Raw genomic sequence first — 19,521 nt, forward strand, 5'->3', positions numbered from 1 at the left:
TCATCCCCTCCCCTTTTCAAATTTCATAATTGTTTCTTGCAACCTGTGTCCTGTACCTTTTTCAGATAAATCATATGTGTATGGATGATTATTAAGAAGTTCAGGACTAAATAAAACAAATTTAGTCATTTTTTCACACTCTTCTTGTTCAATTTTATAAATATAATGTTCACATAACTGTTTTAAAGCGAATATTGGATTTTCAATAATAAAAATCGGAAAATGATTGGGAGTAAAGAATGGAATTTCTCTGTCATGCGGCCAAAGGGCAGCAATGGCTCCTGATTCAATTGCTTTATCCAGTTTTTGCTCTGAATCCAGCGGTATAAATAACCCTTTCTTTAAATCTCCATTATCAAAAACGGAGACGATATCAAATTCGATAGATTCCATATTTATCCCGCGATGATTGGGAAATAGATTATACAAATCCGTAATGGTTATCATTTGTTACACTCCTGAACTGCTTCGCTAGCAACAACCCGGTCATCAAAATCGTTTATTTTATCTCCAATAATTTGATACGTTTCATGGCCCTTTCCTGCTATTAGCACAACATCACCTTCTGAAGCATGCTGAATAGCATATTGAATTGCCTCTTTCCGATCGACAAATTTTACATAGGAAAGACCTTCTACTCCTTCCTCCATCTCTTTGATAATCTCCATCGGATTCTCACTTCTTGGATTATCTGATGTAAATATTGGGTCTGTTGCATACTGACATGCAATTTTTGCCATGATTGGGCGTTTCGTTCTATCACGATCTCCTCCACATCCTACCACAACGAATATTCGTTTTTTGGCAAATTGCTGTACGGTTTTTAATACATTTTCCAGGCTGTCTGGTGTATGGGCGTAATCCACGATAATTGGGAAATCCTGTCCAGCTTGAACCAATTCAAATCTGCCTGACACACCTTTCACTTTTTCTACCGATCGAATTATCGAATCCAGCGGGATGTTTAATACATAGCCAACAGAAATGGCCGCTAAAATATTATAGATGCTAAATTTCCCGATTAGCTGAAGATGGACTCTCGCTTCGCCTTCAGGGGAAACTAATGTAAATGATGTACCTTTAGAATTCATTTCAATGTCTTTTGCTAAAAATTGAGCTGACTGATTATCGATACCATAAGTTACAATATGTGCAGCTGTTTCTTTTTGAATCTGTTTTGATCCTGAATCGTCCATATTTAAAACAGCAAATTTAGGATGTTCATGGCTGTATGAATTTCCAAGCTGTGCAAATAATAGACTTTTTGCTCTTAAATAGGCTTCCATTGTATGATGATAATCTAAATGGTCTTGGGTAATATTAGTAAATACAGCAACGTCATAATCACAACCAAATACTCGTCCCTGATCTAATGCATGAGAAGAAACTTCCATCACAGCAGTGCTTACTCCTTCATCTAGCATTTGTTTGAAGGTGTTTTGCAAAGTCAGACTGTCAGGAGTCGTATTTTTTGTATCCAATATGGTATCTGTAATTTTCATATACATGGTACCGATTAGCCCGGTTTTTTCACCTGCATCACGAAAAATTTGCTCGATTAAATGGCTTGTAGTTGTTTTCCCATTCGTGCCAGTGATACCAATTAACCGCATTTTTTTCGTTGGCTGTCCGTAAAAGTAGTCTGCTAGGATGGCCATAGCTCTCTTCGTGCTAGGAACTAAAATGACGGGAATGTTCACGTTTAATGGCTTTTCAGATAATATTGCTACAGCACCTTTATTCGCTGCATCTTCTGCAAACTGGTGTCCATCAACCGTGAGTCCTTCTATACAAATAAATAAGCTTCCTGGTGTAACCTTTCGATTATCCTGAACGATATCCTGAATATCCGGATTATCATTTGGAAGTTTTACAAATGGTAAAACCTTTAAAAGTGTATGTAATTTCATCTTTTCATCTCCTATTAGAAAAGCGTAAGCGCCATAGCGTGCGGATGAGTGAATTTGAAGTGCCAGCTTCAAATTCGTAGTCTTCGACGCAAGATTTAGTAAAAACGTCAAGGTCCTTCAGAATCCGATGTTGACTTATCGTAAGGAGAAGACATAGAAATACGCTAGCCGATAGCTACTTACGCTAGACATAAACTTAACCTGTTAGTTATAACCCAAACTTTCTTATCTTGGCAAGCCTTATTTATTTGATTGTTTTATTTAAGGATCATGATTCTAAAATAAACAATCGTTTCTATTTTACTAAAAAAATGATGATGAATCTATGCAGCTTTTCGATTATTTCATGTTATTTATGATATAAATTATTTATTATCTTAAAAATAGGCGGCAATTATTGCTTGCCGCCTACTTTTTAGTGCATATATACTCTGACTGTCGAGCCAATTTCCACTTTCTTCCCGGGCTCAGGATCTTGCCTTAGAACGGTATCCCCTTTTCCACTAATGTCGAGCTTCAAATTTACATCAACGCCGAGAAAATCTTTTTTACTAGTGCCAACTAAGTCTGGGACTTCAACAAGTGGCACCTGTGGATAGCTAATCTCTTTTTCAATTTGGTTTTTCCGCGGGCTTACTCCCATTGCACGCAAGCTATCTCCAATGATGTTTCCTGCTATTGGGGCTGCTGTCTGACCACCAAATTGTAACGTATTTTTCGGATTGTCAATAGCAAAATAAACTACTATTTGCGGATCATCCGCAGGAGCGAACCCTACAAAAGACAAAACATAGTTATTTTCTAAATATCTTCCGTTTTTTGCCTTTTGAGCCGTACCTGTTTTACCGCCAATACGGTAAGAATCCACATAGGCATTTTTTCCAGTCCCCTGTGCAACTACCGTTTCCAAGGCATGACGAATTTCTTTTGATGTTTTTTCAGAAATTACTTTTCGCTTTGCAACCGGAGTTTTCTTCATTACTACTTTACCTGTGGCAGGATCATCCAATTCCTTGGCTATATATGGCTGGTACAACGTTCCTCCGTTAATCGCGGCAGAAACTGCTGCAACTTGCTGAATCGGCGTGACAGAGACCCCTTGTCCAAATGCAGTTGTCGCTAATTCAACCGGGCCCACTCTATTTAAGTTGAATAAAATTCCTGAACTCTCACCCGAAAGATCAATTCCCGTTTTTTGTCCAAAGCCGAATTCACGGATATATTTAAATAAAGTATTTTTTCCTAAACGTTCTCCAAGCTCAACAAATCCTGGGTTACAGGAATTTTGAACCACCTCTAAGAATGATTCACTGCCGTGGCCGCCACGTTTCCAACAATGAAGAGTAGCACCGCCGACTTTTACATATCCAGGATCAAAGAAGGTATCTTTCTCTAAATTAACCTTTCCTTCCTGCAGAGCAGCAGCAAGTGTTATAATTTTGAAGGTAGAACCAGGCTCATACGTACTCCAGATTGGCAGGTTACGATTATATACTTCCTGTGGGACATTTTTATATTTTGCGGGATTGAATGTTGGGCGACTGGACATACCAAGTATTTCTCCAGTATTTGGATTCATCGCAATTGCTATGATGCCATCTGGATTATATTTCTTTTCTGCATTATTTAATTCACGTTCGATAATCGTTTGAATTTTTGTATCAACTGTTAATTTCAAATTTAAACCGTTTTCAGGAGGAACATAATCATCAGACATATTGGGCATTCTTTTTCCCTTTGCATCGGAATAAAATTGTACAGACCCCACTTTACCTTTTAATTCATCATCATAGGTCAATTCCAGTCCGGTTAATCCTTGATTGTCAATTCCGGTAAACCCTAATACTTGTGATAAATAGCTGCCAAATGGATAGTATCGTTTGGAATCCTCCGCTATATAGACGCCTTTTAAATTTAATTTCCGCACTTTGTTTGCTAAGTCAGGAGAAATTTTTCTCCCTTCTTTAAGCCTTTCCTTGCTAGATTTCTTCGTAATTTGTTCATAAATTTTTTCCTTGGAACCGTTTAAAACGGCTGCAAGTTTTTCTGCGGTATTTGCAGGATTCTCTATTTGTCTAGGAATAACATAGATTGTCGGTGCACTTTGATTAGAAGCAATTGCAACACCATTTCGATCGACAATTTTTCCTCTTTCCGGCTCAAAAGTAATATCTCTGCTCCATAAATTTTTCGCCCTTGCAGTTAGCCAATCTCCGGAAAAAAATTGCACATATCCAAGTCTCGCATCAATTACTCCAAATACTAACAGACCAACTAGAAGTGTTATAACCAATCGTTTTCTAACTGTTACATTGGATACTCGTTTCAATTAAACTATCCTCCTCTAATCAGCTCTTCCTCCCCACTGGAAGACAAGTTTCCCTTCAAATATATGCTTGTACCTAAAAAAAAAGAACAGCCCTTCCATCAGAAGGGCTGTAAGTTAATCAAGCGGTGGTGATACTGAATTTTCACTTGAATCTTGTTTATTTTGGTTTTGTTTATTTTTGTTTTCTTGACTCGTTTTTTTGGCTTGTTTCTCCATTAATTTATCCATTGGCAATAGATTTACAACAAGGAGATCACCTTTTTGAATCGGCGAATTTGGCGTAATATTTTGTTTCCATACATACCCATCGCCTATCATATTAAGCTTTAAATCTAATACTTTAGCAACGTTCATCACATCCCGTTTGGACCAATTTGTCATATTAGGGACAGAAGGATTATTATCTGTTTTAAGGAATATTTTCTCTCCCTGAATTAAGACTGTTCCTTTTGCAGGAAGTTGGCCAACTATATTCGTGCCTTTTCCTAAAACGACAACTTGCAATCCGGTATCCTTAAGTTTTTGCTGCGCATCACTGGTATTCATATTGGTTACATTAGGAACCTTCGCTACCTTGTTTGCTGTCATTTTAGCCGGTTTTATATTTAAATATTGCAGACTATTTTTCATAACTGGGTTAAAAATCATTTGCACTGGAACAGATCCGCTTTCATAATTTTTTTCATCTAATTGTGGTTGCTGGACTGCTACATATACAATTAGCTTCGGATCATCCTTTGGTGCCATGCCAAGAAAAGAAAAGATATAATCATCATAACCTTTTAAATACTTTCCATCAGGACCGGGAATTTGGGCTGTTCCTGTTTTTCCAGTGACATCGTACCCAGGAATTTCATACAATTTTCCAGTTCCATCTTTCGCAGTTACCACTGTACGAAGATAATTACGGACTTGTTTAGCCGTAGCCGCACTTACAGGATTCCCCACTATCTCTGGTTTCGTTTTTTTGACTTCCCCATTATTTGGATCAACTATTTTATCCACTACATAAGGCTTCATCATTTTCCCATTATTCGCTATTGCCGTAGCAGCTTGAATCATTTGTACTCCCGTAACAGTTGTCCCTTGACCAAATGTAGTTGTGTATCTTTCAATTGGCCAATTATAAAGTATTTTTCCTGAAGCTTCATTCGGGAGCCCAATATTTGTTGGCTGACCGAAATGGAAGCGATCTAAGTAAGTTCGGAAGGTGTCTTGACCAATTTTATCTAAAAGCGTAGCAAAAGCAACATTCGATGATCTTTGAAGACCTTGCAAAAAGGTTATAGTACCCCAGCCCGCTCCGTAGTTCCAATCCCTGATTGGATTAGGAACACCTTTTACATAAAATGTACCAGATTTATATTGTGCATTGGGATTAAATACTCCCTGCTGAACCGCTGCGGCTAGTGTAAAAATTTTCATAACAGAACCTGGCTCATACGATGTCTCGACAGCTTGATTGCTCCACGCTTTTTCAATGCCATCTCTCGTCATAGGATCAAAAGTGGGTCTTTGTCCCATCCCTAAAATTTTGCCTGTTTTCGGGTCGGCCACAATAGCAATCATATTTTTCGGCTTATATTTTTCCTCCACTTTGGATAATGCATCCTCTATGAAAATTTGAATCTTTTTATCTATTGTTAAATAAATATTATCGCCATTTTTTGGAGCTTGTACTTTTTTCTTGGCTCCAGGCAATAAATAACCCCATAAATCTCCTTCAAAGGAAACTTTTCCGTCAGTCCCTTGAAGATATTTATCAAAACTTTGTTCTAATCCCATTTTTCCAACCATTTTCGTATTAGGATCGTCGGGATTTTTTTGAGAAACATATCCTATTAGGTGGGATGCAAATATTCCATTTGGATAAAATCTTTTAGATCCAGGGATAAAAATAATTCCGGGTAATTTAAGTGCCTCTATTTTTTTCTTTGTTTCTAAGGAAATATCATTACCCGCTTTGCCAAATTCAACTTGAAATGGTCCTTTTTTTGTCAGTCTTTTATAAATGTCCTCTTCAGGCATATCAATATATTGTGATAGCTTTTCGGCAGTCATTTGCGGATCTACCACATGATGAGGATGTTTAGGATCCGTGGTCATTTTTTTATCCAAAATAGCCCCAAGTGTGTAGGATGCTGTATCCTCCGCGATGATTTCTCCTTTATCATCATAAATGGTTCCGCGATTTGCTTTAATTTTGTCCATTTGTAAATATTGCTTAGCTGCTTTAGCTGCAAGGTCAACCCCATCTACTTTACCAGAAACTTGAATCGTAAAAAATCGGACAATAATGATAAAAAAGAGCAGACCGAATATTAAAAATAATACCCCTGCTCCTCTATTGATATTGACTCTCTTTTTGTTCATTTTCCTTCAACAACCTTGACATTATTTTCGTTTAATTTTAGACCTAGCTTCTCCGCCTTTTTCTTAATTCGATCGTATTGGCTTAAGTCACTTACCTGCGTTTGCAAATCATTATTGACTTTTATCTGGGACTCTATGGAGGATTGTTTATCCTGAATATCTCTATTCACCTTATAAATAGCAGCTTGAGTAGAAATAATTTTAACGGCCATAATTGCAACAAATGCAATTAACAAAATTCCTAGCATTTTCTCCCCTAACGTAATGGATTTACGGGTATGTATCGGTTTTGGCAGTGGTCTTGTTTGGGTAGTTTGTTGTCTTTGCGGTTCTAAATATGGTTGTTTTCTAGCTAAATTACTCATGCTATTCTCCTCCTTCGATTTAAAATTGATTCAACTAACCCTTTAAAATTGGAAGTTCACTTTAAAGTTTTTCAGCAACACGAAGCTTTGCAGATCGTGATCGGTTATTATGTTCAAGTTCCTCACTGCTAGCCACTATAGGTTTTTTTGTGATGATTTTTAATTGAGGTTTGTATTCATCAGGTACAAACGGGATGCCAGGAGGCAGTTGCGGTCCTTGACTCGCTTCCTTGAAAATCGTTTTACAAATGCGGTCTTCTAATGAATGAAAAGTAATGACACTAATTCTTCCAGTTGGTTTTAATAATTGAATTGCATCTTGCAGGGATTTTTCAAATACACCCAATTCATCGTTTACAGCAATTCGAATTGCCTGAAAGACTCTTTTCGCAGGATGTCCACCCTTCCTTCTAGCAGGTGCAGGTATTCCTTCTTTAATTAAATCTACAAGCTGTCCTGTTGTTTGAATGGGTTTATCCTCGCGTGCAGCCTCTATTTTTCTGGCAATTTGTTTCGAGAATTTTTCCTCGCCATATTTGAAAAATATTTTCACTAACTTTTCATATGACCAAGTGTTCACAACCTCATAGGCTGATATTTCTCCACTAAGGTCCATTCGCATATCTAACGGTGCATCATGATGATAGCTGAACCCTCGTTCGGGGGTATCCAATTGAGGAGAAGAAACTCCCAAATCATATAAAATTCCATCAACTGATTGGATTCCTCTTTGCTGAAGTTCACTCTTTATATTTTGAAAGTTATTGTTGATAAAAATTACCTGGTTTTCATATTCTTTTAATTTCTCTTTCGCATGCCTGATGGCTGTAATATCTTGATCAAATGCAATTAGTCTTCCTTGCGGTGAAAGCTTAGACAACAAATATTGGCTATGGCCGGCACCACCTAAGGTACAGTCTACATAAATCCCATCTGGCTTAATATTTAATTCGTCAACGGTTTCTTTTAATAGCACTGTTGTATGTTCAAACATTTTCTTCACCTTTCCAATCGATTCATGGGAAAATTCACCCTATTATCATTTGCTCCTCTATGTCTTAGATGTCAAACCCAATCATGTTTTCAGCAATTTCTGCAAATGATTCTTCAGATTCCTCAAAATAGTCTTCCCATAATTCCTTGCTCCAAATCTCAATTCGATTGGAAACACCTAAAACAACACATTCTTTTTCTAACTGGGCATAGCTAACAAGCGGAGTGGGGATATTGATTCTGCCTTGCTTGTCCAATTCACACTCAGAAGCGCCAGAAAAGAAAAAACGGGTAAAAGCACGTGCATCTTTTTTCGTCAGTGGGAGGGCTTTTAGTTTTTCTTCGACTTGCTTCCATTCATCTATTGGGTATCCAAATAAACATCGATCAAGTCCTCTAGTGATAACGAACGTCTCACCTAAGAGCTCGCGAAACTTGGCGGGAATAATGATTCGTCCCTTTGTATCAATGTTGTGTTGGTATTCCCCCATGAACATAGAACAAGCCCCCACTTTCTAAAATAAATGTACCACATTCCCCCACTTTTCACCACCTATTTTTTAAATTATACTAAACCCTTAATATTTCCTGCTTTTTGTTATGTTTTTTTCATAAAAAAAACCAGTTTGAAATCTCAAACTGGTTTACAATCGTATTAATTTATGAGTTCCATCAAACTCATACGGAAGGGATAATAGATCATCAATAAATGTCTGGCCATATTTATTAATGAAGTAAAAGATATTCCAAATCCTTTCCTGCGGGGTGTTATTTGGCTTTAAGCTTCTTTCGATGCGATCATATACTTCTAAGACGTTGTCATGCTTTTGTTCAATATTTACATTAATTTTCCTTTGTAAAAACTCAAGCTGACGCAAATGGATAGATAAGTTTTTCTCAATTAAGGGTTCGATACCTTTATCACTTCTGGATAGAATTTGACTATATTGATTTTCCAGCCAATCTCTTGCTTCCAGTACTAGTCCGTCCAATGTTTCATCTTTTACGGAATTCCAATACTTATTTCTTTCGTCCGCAACTCCATCACGAACTGTCTTTTCAGTATCTAATTGCAATTCCTTCATATCCGCATCAATCGAGCGTTCTAATATAGTTAAATTTAATCTCGCAATCACAGGTGGCATTTCGAATCCCATATGCTCAAAGGCAAGCTTTAATTCTGCCCAGTACGCAATTTCTCCAGGTCCCCCGATAAAAGCAAGGGTTGGAAATAGCCATTCTTCCATCATCGGTCTGGTTACCACATTATTGCTAAAATGTTCAGGATGATTCTCAAGCTCTGTTAATAATTCCATTTTGGTAAACTTAGCTTTTTCGTTTTTGCCAATAAAACACTCATCTTCCGGGAAGTAATCTAATAAAATTCTTTCCTTCCCATCGTAATAAAATAAATTAACCGCATTCTTGCCAATCTCAATTGTATTGGAAAAATCGAATGAACGGATATATTCTTGCTGCTGTAATACTAAATCCGTAATAGAACTGCTTTGCTCAATAATCTGTTTGAAAAATGGAACCTCTAGTTTTCTTAATTGTTTATCTGCAGAATCAATAAGCAGTACACCGTATTTAGAAAAGAGGCTAAGGATTATGTTTGAGAAAAAATCAACAAATGTTTTCGATTGATCAATAGTGCTCTCCATCATTCGAAGCAGCTGGTTTGTATATTCTGTTTCACCGAAATGCTCGAATACTTTCTTAACCCATTTTTTCATATGGATTTGATCAAATTCCACATCGGAAACCATTCGTTTATCAATCGGACCTTCAGCATAACTTAATTTATTAATGGAACGGTCTTTTTCCACAAAAACATGGTTAACTTCCAAGTAATCGTGATCTTCTCCCGCGATCCAGAAAACCGGCACTACAGGGACTTGTAATTTTTGTTCTTGTTCCCTGGCAAGGTGAATAATGGAAATGAGTTTATGAACGGTATAGAGTGGTCCAGTCAATAATCCGGCTTGCTGCCCTCCAATAACTACTACGGATGCCGGCTGTCTTAATTTGTCAAGAGACTCTTTTATTTCATTGGAAAGTGAAAAATTCTTCATATAAGTCTCAATGCAATCGGCAAGTTTTTCTCTTTCAAATGTACGTGATTGGATATCTTTATAACGCTTCTCAAAAACATTTTGGTCTGTTATGTCATAATGAAAAAAGTCTTTAACAGGCTTCTGTTGCTCTATGTAAAGGGAAGCAAAACGGTTCGTTGCTGGAATGAAGATATTTTCCAGATCCATAAGGTGATTCTTCCTTTCTGAATTTCTTAATAAAACAAATGATAAATTTCCATATTAATCTTGTTAGAGTATAGCATTATTATGCAGGAAAGAGAAAAAAATTGCTTAAAATATTTTCATTTTAATTCATGGCAACTGATTCAAGCACACTTCGTGTTAAACCATAAATCATCAGAATCAGATAAGCAGCAAAAAATAACAGAAAATTAAAGCGCCAAAATCCTTTGAAAACCTTCGAGTAAATAATTTCATTTCGCATATAACGATATAGAAATACAAAGCCGATTGCTATAAGCAGCAAAAGCAGAACGATTACCCACAAAAAGGAGTAAGACCAGATAACAAGCACAAGTTCATTGACCGATAATATAAGAAAAAAAGTGGTAATATCAATAGCGAAGGAAACAGCTTTCTTATGGTTATTTGTTATAAGCTTTACAACAAAAAAAACGAGTAAATAGGCAATAAAAGGAATCATTATCAATACTCCGGCAACCCATGAAAGAAATACTCCCATTCTATTCTCCGCTTCCTCCTTCCATTCCCTTCACCATTTGAAACAATGTACGTGTAATTGGCACTTGGATTTTTTCTGATTTTGCCCTACCTATGATATAGCCTAGAATGGCATCAATTTCGGTTTGTCGATTATGTAGAATATCATTTAGCATGGAAGACTTATTTTCACTAGTATTTCGGCAAACTTTCATTATTTCATTGAAAACTAATTGCTTGTCCATAAAAGAAAAAACGGAATGTAGCTCATAGAAATATTCTTTTAATAAAGTATAAAAGTAGGAGTTTGTTATAAGCTGTCCATTTTGTACTTTTAGAACGGCTGTTAAAGGATTAATAATCGCATTAATCATCAGCTTTTTAACCAACACTTCCTCCCAATGAAGATGATAGGAAAACGGAAAAGACGGTATTTCCTCAGAAACTAGCGATTCTGCATTTGAATATTCCCCTCTAAATAAGGCAAAATTGGTTTGTCCAATTCCATTATGCTTAACTGTATTTTCATTTATTTTTAAAGCGCCATGCTCTACCGATCCTACTAATATCGTTTCGCTATTCAGTTCTTGCAACATTTCAATATGTCCCATTCCATTTTGCAAAAATAATAATGGAATATTGCGTTTTAAGCTATTCAAAATCGGTTTGATACCGGAAAGATGATATTGTTTGACGGCTACAATGACTAAATCCATGTCGCCTAAGGTATCCCCAAGTACATGTGTATTTACAGCAGTTGTGAAGTTTACATCTTCTTTGACAACAGTAATTCCTTCTGTTGCAAGATGATATGATTGCTCCTTATTTCTAACCATCATCGTAATCGTATTTTTCTTCCCTAAATATCCGCCAAATAAAAGTCCAATGGATCCCGCACCGATAATCGCAATTTTCATTCAAATCCCTCAATTTACTACATTTTTATACTATTGTAACAAATTATAATAATAGTGTGAAAAAAAGAAATGCAAGTATAAAAAATTATCGGACACTGAATCCGTTATTTTCAAAAAATAGCTTTCATTGAAGGGTAAGCCAGACAGAGGATCCGTTATTTAGGAAAAAACACCACGAAATCACTGTTTTTTACCAAATAAGGGACCCTCTGTCCGCCAAACTCAGTAATTAACTCATTTTGTCACACATAGCGGAACCAGTGTCCGTTAAAGACAAACAAAAGACCAAATCATAGACTTGGTCTTTTAATTTCCATGCTTACATTACACAGGATATACCGGGTGTTTACGTGTACTAAAGGTTAATTCTTTTGTTTCATAGAGATGGAATCGATTAATCAATACTTTTCTCAAATCATTCGGAGCAACAATTTCATCAACAATCAATTCAGAGGCAAGCTTATAAATATCAATCGTTTCCTGATATTCCTTCTGCTTTTCTTGAACATAAGCTATTCTCTCTTTAGGGTCTTCGATTGCCTGAATTTTATTAGAGTAGACTGCATTAACAGCAGCCTCTGGTCCCATAACAGCTATTTGTGCAGTCGGCAAGGCAATACAGCAATCTGGTTCAAATGCCGGACCAGCCATAGCGTAAAGTCCTGCACCATATGCTTTCCGAACAATAACGGAAATTTTCGGAACGGTTGCAGAGCTCATTGCTGCAATTAATTTCGCACCGTGGCGAATAATCCCCGCTCTTTCCACCTTTGTACCAATCATAAATCCCGGAACATCCGCTAAAAACAACAGAGGTATATGGAAGGCATCACACAGCTGGATAAACTTAGCCGCTTTATCCGCAGAATCTACAAAAAGAACCCCGCCCTTCACTTTAGGCTGATTTGCAATGATCCCTACCGCTCTTCCACCGATTCGTGCTAACCCTGTAATTAGCTCTGGTGCGAATAACTTTTTAATTTCGAAAAAGCTACCTTCATCAATCAGTGAATCGATGCATTCATACATATCAAACGGAGCATTTTGGTGTTTCGGAATAATTTCTTCTACACTTCTGCCAGTCTTAGGCTGGACGGCTTCCACCAAACCTGGCTTCACAGTATAATTCTTAGGAAAGTATCCTAAGTACTTGCGTGCTGCATCAATTGCTTCCTCTTCTGATTGTACCAGCATATCTCCACAACCACTGACAGAACAATGCATTCTCGCACCGCCCATCTCCTCCAGTGATACCTTTTCCCCAATAACCTTTTCCGCCATCCTCGGAGATCCTAGATACATCGATGCATTTTTATCTACCATAATGACAATGTCGCAAAATGCTGGAATGTAGGCACCACCCGCGGCGGAAGGTCCGAACAATAAACATATTTGAGGTATCATTCCGGATAATTTTACTTGATTGTAAAAAATTCTCCCTGCACCTCGTCGGTTCGGAAACATTTCTAATTGATCGGTAATGCGCGCACCAGCGGAATCAACTAAGTACAATAGCGGGACTTTTAACTTTTCTGCTGTTTCTTGAATACGAATGATTTTCTCAACTGTTCTGGCTCCCCACGATCCTGCCTTTACTGTTGAATCATTTGCCATTACACATACCGTTTGACCATTAATGGCCCCAATTGCTGTTACAACCCCATCTGCTGGTAAATCTTCCGCTTGGCAATTTGCAAAGAGACCGTCCTCTTCGTATTCACCATTATCAAACAATCTTACTAGTCGATCCCTTACAAAAAGCTTATTTTGGCTCTTTAACTTTTCATGATATTTTTCAGGACCGCCTGCACTAATCTTTTCCTTCCATGCTGACAATGAATAATCTGCAGTTTTCGTCATCGTTTCCATCTCCCCTCAACCATCATGCTTATTCTAATGTTAGTAATACGTCTCCTTCATTTACAAAATCCCCAATGCTTACCTTTACCTCAGATACTTTACCAGCAACTTCAGCATCCATCGGAATCTCCATTTTCATGGATTCCAGCATAATGACTGTTTGACCTTCCGTAACATCATCACCGTTGTTTACAAATATATTTAAAACTGTACCTGCCATTGATGCATAAACTTCCTTCATGTCTTTTTCCTCCAATTTTTAATGATTAATAGATTTTAATTTATCGCTGATGTTAGTAAAATAATACCCATTTTGAAACACTTCACTATTTAATACTTCCTGTATAAAAGGAATATTTGTTTTAATGCCTTCAATTTTTGTTTCCCGTAAAAACCTTTGTGCTTTTTGTATGCAATCTTCTCTTGTTTCGGAATAGATAATACACTTAGCAATCATCGGATCATAAAACGGTGTTATCTTTAATCCTTCGGCATATCCCCCGTCAATTCTAACTCCATCCTCAATTCCCCATAAAAGAGTTGTCATCGTACCAGGTGAAGGATAAAATGTTTTAGGATCTTCCGCATAAATTCTCAATTCGATTGCGTGGCCGTTATGCATTATTTCATTTTGTGTTAATGGAAGCTTTTCACCACGTGCAACGTCAATTTGCCACTTCACTAAATCAAGGTTTGTAACCATTTCCGTTACAGGGTGCTCTACTTGCAGGCGTGTATTCATTTCTAAAAAGTAGAAGTTTTCTTCCTCATCTACAATAAACTCTACTGTACCCGCATTTTCATAATGAACAGCCTTAGCTGCTTTTATCGCCGCTTCATACATTTTTGCCTTTGTTTCGTTTGAAACTTTAGGGGATCCTGCTTCTTCGATTACCTTTTGATTTCTACGCTGGACGGAACAGTTTCGTTCAAATAAGTGAATTACTTGGCCATGCTGATCCGCGAAGATTTGAACCTCAATATGGCGTGCGTTGTCGATGCATTTTTCGATAAATACTCCATCTGATCCGAAGTAAGCCTTTGCGCGATTTTTAGTGGATTCGAAATGTTGATTGAGCGCTTGCTCATTTTCACAGCGAATCATTCCAATTCCGCCACCACCACCGCTTGCTTTAAGCATAACAGGATAACCAATACTAGCAGCAAAAGCTATAGCTTCCTCCATATTCTGCAATCCATTCACACTGCCTGGAACAACAGGAACACCCGCTGCAATCATTATTTTTCGTGCACTTATTTTATCGCCCATTTCTTCAACTGTCTTAGGGTTTGGACCAATAAACTTTATTCCGTTATCCCTTACTTTTTGTGCAAATACACTGTTTTCGGATAGTAATCCATAACCGGGATGTATTCCCTGAACTCCTTCCTTTAAAGCGATATCGATAATTAAATCCATGTTTAAGTAGGATTTATTTACCTGCGGCGCCCCAATACAGAATGCCTTATCTGCTTCCTTCACATATGGAAGGTCAGTATCCGCATCCGAATATATCGCTACTGTTTCAATCCCCATTTGCTTACAAGTTCTTATTATGCGAGATGCAATTTCTCCGCGATTTGCTATTAAAATCTTATTCATAGCAAAACCCCTTTCAATAAATCTCATTGTACTTCTGTAACGGAATGAAGTGCTTTTCATTTTGTTTTAAAACCAACAAAATAACATCACATGTATAAATTTCTACAAAAAATTATTTTTTCCTTCCTTTTTTGCAAACGCTTTCTAAACTTAAAACGGAAAAATTTCATCTTTTAGTATATAATTAATATATAATATACATAAATACAAACATTACATTATTCTTCTGATTAACCATTGTAATTGCAGCCGTTTAACATTAATGACAAAGGAGGAAGAAGCCGTGAAAATAGAAAGATTAAAAGTTAACTATAAAACACTAGAAGAATTTAAAAAATTTAAAGAGTATGGTATCCAAGAATTATCTATGCTTGAAGACCTCCAAGAAAACATTATAGAAGATAACTCGGAATCACCATTCTATGGAATTTATTTTGCTGACAAACTTGTTGCCCGCATGAGTCTTTATCAAAAAGATGCAAAATATGATCTTTATTTTAACCCACAGCAAACATATTTTGAATTATGGAAATTAGAAGTATTGCCAAACTATCAATTTAAAGGCTTTGGCAAAGCGCTTGTTGACTTTGCTAAAAGCTTCGGGCTTCCAATTAAGACGAATTCGAGAATGAAATCAAAGGAATTTTGGGAAAAGATGGGTTTCCAAACTGTAGACTATGATATGAATAGAGACTTAGGACAAAATCCTTTAGTATGGTGTCCTGAAGGTGTGAGCCTACAAAAAACAAACAGCTAATCAGCTGTTTGTTTTTTGTAGGGACTCATCATTGTTCACCGTTATTTGAGCGCCATCTGTCTAGCCTTTTCCATAATTGCTAGCATAGAGGAGTAATCCCTTTCCAACTCACTGTACTCTTTCTTCTGATCTTCATACATTTGCTGCAATTGGTCCATTTTACTATGAAGTTCCTTTAACTCATTACTTAAGCTTTCTTTATCCCTTTGAGCCTGATCATAAGATACTTGTAAATTTTCTAGATATTTAATTACATCATTTAACGTTAAATTAGACACAAAATCCAATTTTGTATTATCCACTTCAACGCGAGGTATTTGTGCTGGCTCTTCATGGTGATCACTTGATTTGCTCTTTCTTTCTTTTCTTTGTTTCTTTGCTAATTCTATACCGGATTTATATTGTTTTCGGACATATGAGTTCCATCGAAAGCCACAAGCCGCAGCGGTGCGATTCATTTGCTTTCCAACTTCTTCAAACGCCTGTAGTTGTGTACTTCCTTCACGAATATGTCTTAAGACCACCTCTGCTAATAATAAATCTTCATCATGTGACCAAGCATCCTGTCGAGTAGAAGACACCTAATCCCCTCCCAGCTTTTTTTATTATCGCTTTAACTGTCAAATAGGAAATAAAACAACTTATTGGCACTATTACTTAACCCCTACTATTTCCTTTATTAGACAGTATTGCTAATGACATATACTCCCCAAAGTAGGTTTGGATTTTCTACATTCATTGAATCATTAAGAGGCAACTTGAAAATGACATGCATTATACTACTACTATAGGAAGATTTCTTAATTCATAATATGCAACTGATAGAAAAGATAGACTATTCTTGAGTTCACATTTTAAGAATAAAATTTTCAAACATTTCAATCCTAATTTACTAGTCATGAACTAATGTACATGGCGCTTGCTCAAAGGCGAACTAATGAGTGAAATTTGAAGTGCTAATTTCATCTGATGCAGGGAAGAGAAGTAGTAATCCGCTTATCCTATGGGTGCAGAAAACGAAGAGGTATCCACAATGTGAAATGTTATAAATTCCTAAGCAACAAAAAAAAAGGTGAAGAGCCATGGTCTCTTCACCTTTTTTTCGTAATATTTTACAACTGAAAGATTCTGATATAACTTTCAGCGAAAAACATGACAATAATTAGTTGTTTACTACATCCTTGCCTTTATATGTTCCACACGCTTTACATACGCGGTGAGCAAGTTTCATTTCACCACAACTTGGACATTCAACCATGCCAGGTACTTGTAATTTAAAGTGTGTACGGCGTTTTCTTTTTGCTGTTTTGGATGTTCTTCTAAAAGGTACAGCCATTCTTCCCACCTCCTTAAAGAGATCACTGTTGATATAAGATCCAGTAATGCTGGTTCTTCCATTTTTCAAGATTCTTCTTTATCAAAGAATTTCGCTAATTCGGCAAGACGAGGATCAATCTTCTCATGTTCCTTGCCTTCAATAGGTTTGTCTTGGTTTTCTATCACTACTTCCCAGTCATTCCCGGAAGGAAGATTAGAATCATCACTTGCTTCCTCACTAAATACTTGCATGGGAATTTCCAATAGAAGTAATTCGGTGATAATCGGTTTCAAATCAATCATTTCACCGCTAGGCTGGTGAACTTCAGCCTCATCATCTTCAAATGTTTGTTCAGGCTTCAGTAAAAAAACTTCAGTAGATTCAACATCGATTGGATATGGAACATCTTTTAGTGTCCTTGAACAAGGCAAGATCAGAGTTCCCGTTATATGAAGCTGAAAAGTTACTTTTTCAGATGTAACATTCGCAATACCTGTAACATGTATCGGAGAAGCGTTACGAACCTGTGGATCCCTTTTCATGAGATCCTCGGAAACATCTATCATTTCATCTAATTCGATGTTCTTGCCGCGATATTTTTGCAACTGAATTGTAGACCATTTCACGTAAATCACCCCAAGGCAACAAAGGTAATTATAGCTTTCCTCATACCTTTTGTCAATATTTTATCTTTACAAAATCAAAAGCGCCTTGCCCATCGGCGTATGGATTTCTTAGTCACTCACCTCGAGCTAAAGGAAACTGTGCTGAGGTAGTTCACGAGCTATTGAAAATTGAACTACCATTTTCACCTGATATTGACTTATCGTAAGTAAGAGACAGAGAAATCCACTAGCAGATAGGCGCTGTAGCTAGACGGAAAACTTCAAATAATTCGTTTGTTCATACTTGAAATTTTATGTAAGATCTATCCATAGTATTGTATACTGTTTTGCAGAAAATGCAAACACATGCCATAAAAAGCAAATTATTTAAAGTTTTTGTCAAGACTAATGATAAAATAAAATTAACTTTAATATATACCAATATTTCATTCACACTAACCATCTATAAGAAAACAATCTTTACACTATAAGCATGGAGGAATTTATGAAAAGCACGGGAATTATCGTTGAATACAATCCATTTCACAACGGGCATTTATATCATTTTACCCAATCGAAGGAAACTTCAAATGCAGATATTGTAATTGCGGTAATGAGCGGAAACTTTTTGCAGCGAGGAGAGCCTGCCATTGTTTCCAAATGGGCAAGAACAAAAATGGCTTTGCTATCAGGGATTGATCTGGTTGTTGAACTTCCCTATAAGTTTGCTGTTCAACAAGCGGAAATCTTTGCATTGGGCTCTGTATATCTTTTAAACGCCCTAGGCTGCCAAAGCTTTTGTTTTGGAAGTGAGTCTGGTGAGATTGATACATTTTCAAGAACTATTGACATCTTAGAAATAAATAAAAAGCAGTATAATGACAATATAAAAAAATATATGCAAGCCGGAAATAGCTACCCTTCTGCATTATCTAAAAGCTTCCAAGACTTAGGACTTGGTGCGAAGTATCTAGATCTTTCCAAACCAAACAATATACTAGGATATCAATATGTTAAAGCTCGTAACAATATACATTCAAAGATGGAAGCCTTAACTATTTCCAGAAAAAACGCAAATTACCATGATGAAGAGTTTTCATCGTCGACGATTGCAAGTGCTACCGCTATTCGAAAAGCTATATTCGATGATAATGATACAACAAAGATTCAACAATATATACCTACAGCAACCTATAACGAGATTTCCCATTACCAAGAAACTTTTGGAATCCTCCATCAATGGGAACTGTACTGGCCATATTTACAATTCAAGCTGCTTACATTAACACATGAAGAAATTGCAGAATTTTATGAAGTGGAAGAAGGGATCGAATACCGGCTATTAAAAGCTGCCGAGAAATCAGTAAGCTTCTATGATTTTATGAATAATGTGAAAACAAAAAGATACACATGGACGAGAATTCAAAGGATGTGTGTACATATATTAACGAACACCAAAAAGACGGATATGAAAAATGAATGTAAATATCCGGAATATATTCGCCTTCTTGGGATGACCGAAAATGGAAGAATCTATTTAAACGAAAATAAGAAAAATATATCCCTGCCTATTATTTCGAAGCTCTCTTCTTTCCAAAATGAGGCATTACAATTAGATATCAAGGCATCCAAGGTTTATGCCCTAGCCTTAAAAGAGCCTGCAAGGCAGCATCTTCTGAAAATGGAATTTTCTCAACCACCGATACAGGTATGAAAAAACAGGTGATCACGT

General features: G+C 36.7%; 18 protein-coding genes. 2 read left to right on the forward strand and 16 right to left on the reverse strand.

What is annotated here, in order from left to right; translation table 11 throughout:
- From NSQ59_RS17125 to NSQ59_RS17185, 13 genes are all read right to left on the reverse strand, one after another.
- Window positions 1-447, reverse strand: coding sequence for a hypothetical protein (locus NSQ59_RS17125; RefSeq protein WP_055740503.1), 447 nt, complete (start codon window positions 445-447; stop codon window positions 1-3).
- A complete protein-coding gene (locus NSQ59_RS17130) occupies window positions 444-1,910 on the reverse strand; it encodes a UDP-N-acetylmuramoyl-L-alanyl-D-glutamate--2,6-diaminopimelate ligase (RefSeq protein ID WP_055740504.1) in 1,467 nt (488 codons plus the stop codon). Before NSQ59_RS17130 ends, NSQ59_RS17125 begins: the two co-directional genes overlap by 4 nt.
- 415 nt (window positions 1,911-2,325) lie before the next feature.
- Window positions 2,326-4,239 carry a stage V sporulation protein D gene (locus tag NSQ59_RS17135; RefSeq protein ID WP_055740505.1) on the reverse strand — a complete coding sequence of 638 codons (1,914 nt, stop codon included), beginning with the start codon at window positions 4,237-4,239 and terminating at the stop codon, window positions 2,326-2,328.
- Between the two features lie 114 nt (window positions 4,240-4,353).
- Window positions 4,354-6,612: a penicillin-binding protein gene (locus NSQ59_RS17140; protein ID WP_055740506.1), complete on the reverse strand. Its 2,259-nt coding sequence runs from the start codon at window positions 6,610-6,612 to the stop codon at window positions 4,354-4,356.
- Window positions 6,609-6,977 carry a cell division protein FtsL gene (gene ftsL / locus NSQ59_RS17145; RefSeq protein WP_055740507.1) on the reverse strand — a complete coding sequence of 123 codons (369 nt, stop codon included), beginning with the start codon at window positions 6,975-6,977 and terminating at the stop codon, window positions 6,609-6,611. Before ftsL ends, NSQ59_RS17140 begins: the two co-directional genes overlap by 4 nt.
- Before the next feature lie 61 nt (window positions 6,978-7,038).
- Entirely contained in the window at window positions 7,039-7,971 is a 933-nt protein-coding gene (rsmH, locus tag NSQ59_RS17150) for a 16S rRNA (cytosine(1402)-N(4))-methyltransferase RsmH (protein ID WP_055740508.1), read from the reverse strand.
- 64 nt (window positions 7,972-8,035) lie between these two features.
- Window positions 8,036-8,467, reverse strand: a complete 432-nt coding sequence (mraZ, locus tag NSQ59_RS17155; RefSeq protein ID WP_055740509.1) for a division/cell wall cluster transcriptional repressor MraZ — start codon at window positions 8,465-8,467, stop codon at window positions 8,036-8,038.
- 147 nt (window positions 8,468-8,614) lie between these two features.
- Window positions 8,615-10,234: a bacillithiol biosynthesis cysteine-adding enzyme BshC gene (gene bshC, locus NSQ59_RS17160; protein WP_055740510.1), complete on the reverse strand. Its 1,620-nt coding sequence runs from the start codon at window positions 10,232-10,234 to the stop codon at window positions 8,615-8,617.
- A 121-nt stretch (window positions 10,235-10,355) separates the two neighbouring features.
- Window positions 10,356-10,751 carry a DUF3397 domain-containing protein gene (locus NSQ59_RS17165; RefSeq protein WP_055740511.1) on the reverse strand — a complete coding sequence of 132 codons (396 nt, stop codon included), beginning with the start codon at window positions 10,749-10,751 and terminating at the stop codon, window positions 10,356-10,358.
- Between the two features lies 1 nt (window position 10,752).
- The gene (locus tag NSQ59_RS17170; RefSeq protein ID WP_055740512.1) at window positions 10,753-11,646 is read right to left on the reverse strand and encodes a 2-dehydropantoate 2-reductase; all 894 of its coding nucleotides are present in this window, start codon (window positions 11,644-11,646) and stop codon (window positions 10,753-10,755) included.
- Window positions 11,647-11,970: 324 nt separating this feature from the next.
- Window positions 11,971-13,506, reverse strand: a complete 1,536-nt coding sequence (locus NSQ59_RS17175) for an acyl-CoA carboxylase subunit beta (RefSeq protein ID WP_152982391.1) — start codon at window positions 13,504-13,506, stop codon at window positions 11,971-11,973.
- A 28-nt stretch (window positions 13,507-13,534) separates the two neighbouring features.
- Window positions 13,535-13,747 (reverse strand): acetyl-CoA carboxylase biotin carboxyl carrier protein subunit, encoded by a 213-nt coding sequence (locus NSQ59_RS17180; protein WP_055740514.1) that lies wholly within the window; start codon window positions 13,745-13,747, stop codon window positions 13,535-13,537.
- Window positions 13,748-13,765: 18 nt separating this feature from the next.
- The gene (locus tag NSQ59_RS17185) at window positions 13,766-15,109 is read right to left on the reverse strand and encodes an acetyl-CoA carboxylase biotin carboxylase subunit (protein ID WP_055740515.1); all 1,344 of its coding nucleotides are present in this window, start codon (window positions 15,107-15,109) and stop codon (window positions 13,766-13,768) included.
- Window positions 15,110-15,371: 262 nt separating this feature from the next.
- Here NSQ59_RS17185 and NSQ59_RS17190 point away from each other — a divergent pair, with 262 nt between their 5' ends.
- The gene (locus NSQ59_RS17190; RefSeq protein WP_055740516.1) at window positions 15,372-15,866 is read left to right on the forward strand and encodes an N-acetyltransferase; all 495 of its coding nucleotides are present in this window, start codon (window positions 15,372-15,374) and stop codon (window positions 15,864-15,866) included.
- 41 nt (window positions 15,867-15,907) lie between these two features.
- Here the strand turns inward: NSQ59_RS17190 and NSQ59_RS17195 are convergent, their stop codons facing one another.
- From NSQ59_RS17195 to NSQ59_RS17205, 3 genes are all read right to left on the reverse strand, one after another.
- Window positions 15,908-16,447: an RsfA family transcriptional regulator gene (locus tag NSQ59_RS17195; protein ID WP_055740517.1), complete on the reverse strand. Its 540-nt coding sequence runs from the start codon at window positions 16,445-16,447 to the stop codon at window positions 15,908-15,910.
- Between the two features lie 581 nt (window positions 16,448-17,028).
- Entirely contained in the window at window positions 17,029-17,202 is a 174-nt protein-coding gene (gene rpmF / locus NSQ59_RS17200) for a 50S ribosomal protein L32 (RefSeq protein ID WP_055740518.1), read from the reverse strand.
- A gap of 65 nt (window positions 17,203-17,267) precedes the next feature.
- Complete coding sequence (locus NSQ59_RS17205) at window positions 17,268-17,810, reverse strand: YceD family protein (protein ID WP_055740519.1); 543 nt, start codon at window positions 17,808-17,810, stop codon at window positions 17,268-17,270.
- Window positions 17,811-18,294: 484 nt separating this feature from the next.
- Here NSQ59_RS17205 and NSQ59_RS17210 point away from each other — a divergent pair, with 484 nt between their 5' ends.
- Complete coding sequence (locus NSQ59_RS17210; protein WP_055740520.1) at window positions 18,295-19,503, forward strand: nucleotidyltransferase; 1,209 nt, start codon at window positions 18,295-18,297, stop codon at window positions 19,501-19,503.
- Window positions 19,504-19,521 lie beyond the last annotated feature (18 nt).

The organism is Margalitia sp. FSL K6-0131, from assembly GCF_038008735.1.
Lineage (GTDB): Bacteria > Bacillota > Bacilli > Bacillales > Bacillaceae_C > Margalitia > Margalitia shackletonii.

What these genes read in the sequence shown, in the direction of transcription:
- NSQ59_RS17125 (WP_055740503.1), bottom strand. Translation starts at nt 447, where the DNA reads ATGATAACCATTACGGATTTGTATAATCTATTTCCCAATCATCGCGGG.
- NSQ59_RS17130 (WP_055740504.1), bottom strand. Translation starts at nt 1,910, where the DNA reads ATGAAATTACATACACTTTTAAAGGTTTTACCATTTGTAAAACTTCCA.
- NSQ59_RS17140 (WP_055740506.1), bottom strand. Translation starts at nt 6,612, where the DNA reads ATGAACAAAAAGAGAGTCAATATCAATAGAGGAGCAGGGGTATTATTT.
- ftsL (WP_055740507.1), bottom strand. Translation starts at nt 6,977, where the DNA reads ATGAGTAATTTAGCTAGAAAACAACCATATTTAGAACCGCAAAGACAA.
- rsmH (WP_055740508.1), bottom strand. Translation starts at nt 7,971, where the DNA reads ATGTTTGAACATACAACAGTGCTATTAAAAGAAACCGTTGACGAATTA.
- mraZ (WP_055740509.1), bottom strand. Translation starts at nt 8,467, where the DNA reads ATGTTCATGGGGGAATACCAACACAACATTGATACAAAGGGACGAATC.
- bshC (WP_055740510.1), bottom strand. Translation starts at nt 10,234, where the DNA reads ATGGATCTGGAAAATATCTTCATTCCAGCAACGAACCGTTTTGCTTCC.
- NSQ59_RS17165 (WP_055740511.1), bottom strand. Translation starts at nt 10,751, where the DNA reads ATGGGAGTATTTCTTTCATGGGTTGCCGGAGTATTGATAATGATTCCT.
- NSQ59_RS17170 (WP_055740512.1), bottom strand. Translation starts at nt 11,646, where the DNA reads ATGAAAATTGCGATTATCGGTGCGGGATCCATTGGACTTTTATTTGGC.
- NSQ59_RS17175 (WP_152982391.1), bottom strand. Translation starts at nt 13,506, where the DNA reads ATGACGAAAACTGCAGATTATTCATTGTCAGCATGGAAGGAAAAGATT.
- NSQ59_RS17180 (WP_055740514.1), bottom strand. Translation starts at nt 13,747, where the DNA reads ATGAAGGAAGTTTATGCATCAATGGCAGGTACAGTTTTAAATATATTT.
- NSQ59_RS17185 (WP_055740515.1), bottom strand. Translation starts at nt 15,109, where the DNA reads ATGAATAAGATTTTAATAGCAAATCGCGGAGAAATTGCATCTCGCATA.
- NSQ59_RS17190 (WP_055740516.1), top strand. Translation starts at nt 15,372, where the DNA reads ATGACAAAGGAGGAAGAAGCCGTGAAAATAGAAAGATTAAAAGTTAAC.
- rpmF (WP_055740518.1), bottom strand. Translation starts at nt 17,202, where the DNA reads ATGGCTGTACCTTTTAGAAGAACATCCAAAACAGCAAAAAGAAAACGC.
- NSQ59_RS17210 (WP_055740520.1), top strand. Translation starts at nt 18,295, where the DNA reads ATGAAAAGCACGGGAATTATCGTTGAATACAATCCATTTCACAACGGG.